Origin of the sequence: Virgibacillus sp. AGTR (assembly GCF_016919725.2) — a bacterium.
Lineage (GTDB): Bacteria > Bacillota > Bacilli > Bacillales > Amphibacillaceae > Virgibacillus > Virgibacillus salarius.
Genome location: NZ_JAJERH010000125.1, coordinates 1 through 4,789 on the forward strand (window position 1 = coordinate 1; position 4,789 = coordinate 4,789).

The following is a 4,789-nucleotide window of genomic DNA, read 5'->3' on the forward strand; positions in this document are numbered from 1 at the left end:
AGAACAAAAGCGCAAGCGCCCGATTAGAAACGTAGCGACTGGTGGATAAAGGAATCACGGTGAGCTTGTGATCCGATGATGATTTAGATTAGGGCGATTCGTGAAGTCGCCTCGTTTTGGGGCTGGAGCTGGACGTAGCTCAACACGCCCATATTTATCCACATGGGTTAATTTTTAATTTCCTTGACTACAAAAAAATGCCTTACCATACGGCAAGGCAACGTATATTTTGTGAGATGGTTATTCCCAAATAAAGTGTCTATAATCTTCACTTAGCTTCAAAAATTGATCTCTGTTTCCCTCATCAATTGAATTATTAATATTGTCTTCCAACAATGCTTTATTATAATTAAAGCATAACTCATCTAAAAGCAGACGGGATGAAAAACGAAGCTCAAATGGTATTTCCCGCTTAGCTTGAATCTTTTCCCCACTATAACGGTAAAACTGATAAACTGTTTTCTGCTTTTTCATGGAACACTTCCCCCTTGTTCCTTTTTACTATTATCCTAAATTTTTTGAATAATTGCAATAGGTAATGTAAAGAAAAATTAAAATATTTATTTCCTATTTTTACCTCATGAAACTTACTTAACTCCATTCAATAACTATTGATAGACGCTTCAATGTTTCTCTAGACTCACCACATACAACTTTGATAGACTATTTAAAGTAAAAACAGCGGACTTTAAATAGATGTATCGGAGGCTATAAGCATGAGTCATTCGGATAATTTAAAAAAAGCGGAGAAAGGTGCCTGGATTAGCATCTTTGCCTATATTATTTTAGCAATCGCTAAATTAATTATTGCTTATAAGGGTAATTCAGATGCATTACGTGCAGATGGGTTAAATAATTCTACAGATGTGATAGCCTCTATTGCAGTGCTAGTTGGTTTAAAAATCTCTCGTAAGCCACCTGATGAGGATCATCACTACGGTCACTTTCGTGCAGAGACGGTTGCTTCTTTATTTGCTGCATTCATTATGATGTTTGTAGGTTTGCAAGTCATTTTTGATACGTGTAAAAAAGTATGGATGGGCAATTACTCCCAACCAGATATGATTACTGCATGGACAGCATTAGGCGCTGCTTGCATTATGTTGCTTGTCTATCTGTATAATGTACGGCTCTCAAGAAAAATTGAAAGTAGCTCCCTCTATGCTGCCGCACAGGATAACCGTTCTGATGCACTTGTAAGTATTGGAGCGTTTATTGGTATCATTGGTGCACAGTTTGGGTTATTTTGGTTAGATCCATTAGCCGGATTAATTGTTGGATTAATCATTTGTAAAACAGCATGGGATATTTTTAAGGATTCCACCCATACATTAACAGATGGATTTGATGAGAAGCAGATTAAGAAGATTCGAACAAGCATCGAGAAAGACTCTGAGGTCAAGGAGCTTATTGAGGTAAAGGGACGTATCCATGGAAATCAAGCTTTCATCGATATTACCATTCTTGTAGATCCAACATTGAACGTAGAAGAAAGTCACGCTATCACAGAGCGATTGGAAAACCATCTTTATAAAAAACACAATATTACCCATGCTCATATTCATATAGAGCCTTATAAGAAATAAATAGACATACATTTCGAATAAGTTATCTATGAAATAAAGAGAAATTTCTACCCCTTACTAAGGAATAGGAACAAAGGCTAAAAACCATTATAACAAAGGTTAAGCCTTTGTGTACCTACATTCAAATTAGCTTAACAAACCAAAACTCTCTGCAAGTTATACCAAATCAACCATAGGTTAGGTTAAGACATAGACTGTAGCTATTGCTGCCATAACTACAAGAATGATGTTGACACCTAAAAAAGCCAATACTATAGCAACTAGACCTCCCAGTAATCCAATATGAGGCTGGTCTGGCCGAACGGTCATAATCCCGGGGAAAATGAGTGCACCTAATGCAGCATAAGGGATTGCATTTAACCACCTGTTCACCCAATCTCGAAATTGTAATTTGTCTACAATAAATGCTGGAATCATTCTTGGTAGCATCGTCACTAGTGACATACCGATAATGATAAGTAAAATCATGTCTCTTCCCCCCTCAGCAGTACTATTCCACTCATACCTCCTAAGATCGTTCCTAATACAATTGCCCAGCCTGTGCTCATACCTACTTGGACACATAATGCATGAATAAGCATAGCTATAATTGCAATACCTCCAACTTTTAGCTCCTTTTTAACCGATGGAATAAGTAAACCGATAAACATTGCGTATAGAGCGATTCCCATACTTTGACTTAATTTATCAGGAATGATTTCTCCAAGCATACCTCCTATGAAAGATCCAATAACCCATGATAAATAGGCGGCCAATATGATAACCGTATAAAACCAAGCTCCTTTTTCCATCTTTGCTTCCTTCGTATGTAATGAGGCGACAGCAAACGTTTCATCCGTTAATCCCATAGATAAAGGAAGTTTCCATTTTAAGTCAATGCCTCTTAACCGGTTCATAAAAGATAGACTCATTACAAAATGACGAAAATTCAAAACAAATGTAGCTATAATGATTTCAATAGTTCCTGTCCCAACTGCAATCATATTTGCTCCCATAAATTGACTTGCACCTGCAAATACCATCACACTCATCAATGTTAACTCAGATACCGACATACCTGATTGCTTAGCTAACACACCATAAGTAATCGCAATAGGTAAGTAACCAACCATAATAGGGAAGCCACATGCTAATCCTTTTTGTATCATTTGTATAGATGATGTATTATTTCTACTTGCTGCTTTTGCCATCAATTTTTCTACCCCCTAGTACAATTCCTGTTATTATATCTTATATTTTTAAAATTAAAAAGATTAGATCGTTGTTTTTTTATATTGACAAATCGAACTTTCCCCTTTATATTCAATATTAATCTTTTTAAAAATTCATAGGTGACTCAGAATGCGCAGTAAATGCCTTCTAAGCAGAAAAAAGAGACAGAGTGGTTGGTGAAAACTCTGGCAGGAAAAGCATTGAATTACACATTCATGAAATAGAGTCCATAACAATGAGAGGCTGAAACTTGTTATTTCAGCAATCAGGGTGGTAACGCGGAGTCAAGCTTCGTCCCTAGTACAGGGGACGGAGCTTTTTTTATTGTCTAGGAAACTATAAAATTTGAGCCTGTAGATAGATTTGGGCGTGTTGAGCCACGTCCGGCTCCAGCGCCCAGAAACGAGGCAACTTCACGAATCTCCCTAATCTAAGTCATCATCGACTCGCAAGCACATGTGATTCCTTTAACTCCGTTGAGTGCTTCAGTCGCTATATTTCTATTGGGGCGCTTGCGCTTTTATTTTATTTCAAACAAGAAGGAGGAATAGTTGATGTTTCCAATACAACCAAAGCATCATCCATTATTATCAGAGGCTATTATATTTTTCATTGTCATTATAGGTAATATCAGTTATTTCATTATTCGATTGGGAACAGTACCACATATTCCTATATTACTTGGTATCTTCCTATTAGTCGCATATGGAATAATTAAAAAAATACCTTTTCTAGAACTACAAAATGGGCTTATAGAGGGAGCAAGAACAGGAATGGGTGCCGTTTTTCTATTCTTCCTAATTGGTATCTTAATTAGCAGTTGGATGATTAGTGGTACAATACCTGTACTTATTAATACTGGATTTTCTTTTATTGGAGGTACGTGGTTTTACGCCATTGTCTTTGCAATTACAGCAATTATCGGTGTATCAATGGGAAGTTCATTAACAACTACAGCTACGATAGGTGTTGCATTTATCGGGATGGGAAGTGCTTTAGATGCATCGATGGCTATCACTGCTGGAGCCATCGTTTCAGGAGCGTTTTTTGGAGATAAAATGTCTCCACTTTCCGATACAACCAATTTAGCTTCCACAGTAGTAGGGGTTGATCTGTTTGATCATATTAAGCATATAAGCCTTACAACGATACCTGCTTTTGTTATTTCCTTTATTATTTTTGCTATTTTGTCACCTGAAGAGACGGTGTCGTTTCAAAATGGTGCTGCATATCAACAAGCATTACAATCAACTGGATTAATGGCATGGACATCTTGGTTACCATTAATTGCTCTCATCATTTGTACCTTATTAAAAGTACCTGCCTTTATTTCGATTGCAATAAGCAGTTTAGTAGCAACGGTATTCGCTCGTTTTATGAACGGCTTATCATGGAATGACATATGGTCTATCTGGTTTAATGGATATACAGCATCTACTAACTTTCAACCAGTAAATGACCTGCTTACAAAAGGCGGTGTCAATAGTATGCTTTTTACGATATCCCTTGTTATTCTAGCTCTTGGATTTGGGGGTCTACTATTTGTTACAGGTATTATTCCGACATTACTTACTGCCTTGCAACAAAAGCTAATAAAAATTCGTTCCATTATCATTTCAACCGCTGCTACTGCAATTGGTGTTAATGTACTAATTGGCGAGCAGTATCTATCGATCATGCTAACTGGTGAGACATTTAAAGGAATATATCATAAAGCTAACTTGCCTAATAAGGTTTTATCACGAACATTAGAAGATGCTGGAACTGTGATTAACCCACTAGTTCCATGGAGTGTTTGTGGCGTATTTATCGCTGACGTTCTAGGAGTTCCTGTATTAATGTATTTACCATTTGCTTTCTTCTGTTTATTAAGTCCAATTATAACGATGATTTTCAGTGGTAAATCATTCGAAAAAAAGAGGGTTTCATAACAGTTACTTGTAAATACCATAACTATTCCTTAGGTTAATAATTTCATATCTATACGAAAG

At 36.6% G+C, this 4,789-nt stretch carries 5 protein-coding genes; 2 read left to right on the top strand and 3 right to left on the bottom strand.

Annotated elements, in window-relative coordinates; genetic code table 11:
• Positions 1 to 240 precede the first annotated feature (240 nt).
• The gene (locus tag JUJ52_RS22450) at positions 241 to 474 is read right to left on the bottom strand and encodes an IDEAL domain-containing protein (RefSeq protein WP_026680561.1); all 234 of its coding nucleotides are present in this window, start codon (positions 472 to 474) and stop codon (positions 241 to 243) included.
• A 242-nt stretch (positions 475 to 716) separates the two neighbouring features.
• Here JUJ52_RS22450 and JUJ52_RS22455 point away from each other — a divergent pair, with 242 nt between their 5' ends.
• The gene (locus JUJ52_RS22455) at positions 717 to 1,586 is read left to right on the top strand and encodes a cation diffusion facilitator family transporter (protein ID WP_026680560.1); all 870 of its coding nucleotides are present in this window, start codon (positions 717 to 719) and stop codon (positions 1,584 to 1,586) included.
• 177 nt (positions 1,587 to 1,763) lie between these two features.
• Here the strand turns inward: JUJ52_RS22455 and JUJ52_RS22460 are convergent, their stop codons facing one another.
• Positions 1,764 to 2,054, bottom strand: coding sequence for an AzlD domain-containing protein (locus JUJ52_RS22460; RefSeq protein ID WP_026680559.1), 291 nt, complete (start codon positions 2,052 to 2,054; stop codon positions 1,764 to 1,766).
• On the bottom strand, positions 2,051 to 2,776 hold the full coding sequence (locus tag JUJ52_RS22465) for an AzlC family ABC transporter permease (protein WP_205389753.1): 726 nt from the start codon (positions 2,774 to 2,776) through the stop codon (positions 2,051 to 2,053). Before JUJ52_RS22465 ends, JUJ52_RS22460 begins: the two co-directional genes overlap by 4 nt.
• 576 nt (positions 2,777 to 3,352) lie before the next feature.
• Here JUJ52_RS22465 and nhaC point away from each other — a divergent pair.
• Positions 3,353 to 4,729 carry a Na+/H+ antiporter NhaC gene (gene nhaC, locus JUJ52_RS22470; protein WP_121604845.1) on the top strand — a complete coding sequence of 459 codons (1,377 nt, stop codon included), beginning with the start codon at positions 3,353 to 3,355 and terminating at the stop codon, positions 4,727 to 4,729.
• Positions 4,730 to 4,789 lie beyond the last annotated feature (60 nt).

What these genes read in the sequence shown, in the direction of transcription:
- JUJ52_RS22460 (WP_026680559.1), bottom strand. Translation starts at nt 2,054, where the DNA reads ATGATTTTACTTATCATTATCGGTATGTCACTAGTGACGATGCTACCA.
- JUJ52_RS22465 (WP_205389753.1), bottom strand. Translation starts at nt 2,776, where the DNA reads ATGGCAAAAGCAGCAAGTAGAAATAATACATCATCTATACAAATGATA.
- nhaC (WP_121604845.1), top strand. Translation starts at nt 3,353, where the DNA reads ATGTTTCCAATACAACCAAAGCATCATCCATTATTATCAGAGGCTATT.
- JUJ52_RS22455 (WP_026680560.1), top strand. Translation starts at nt 717, where the DNA reads ATGAGTCATTCGGATAATTTAAAAAAAGCGGAGAAAGGTGCCTGGATT.
- JUJ52_RS22450 (WP_026680561.1), bottom strand. Translation starts at nt 474, where the DNA reads ATGAAAAAGCAGAAAACAGTTTATCAGTTTTACCGTTATAGTGGGGAA.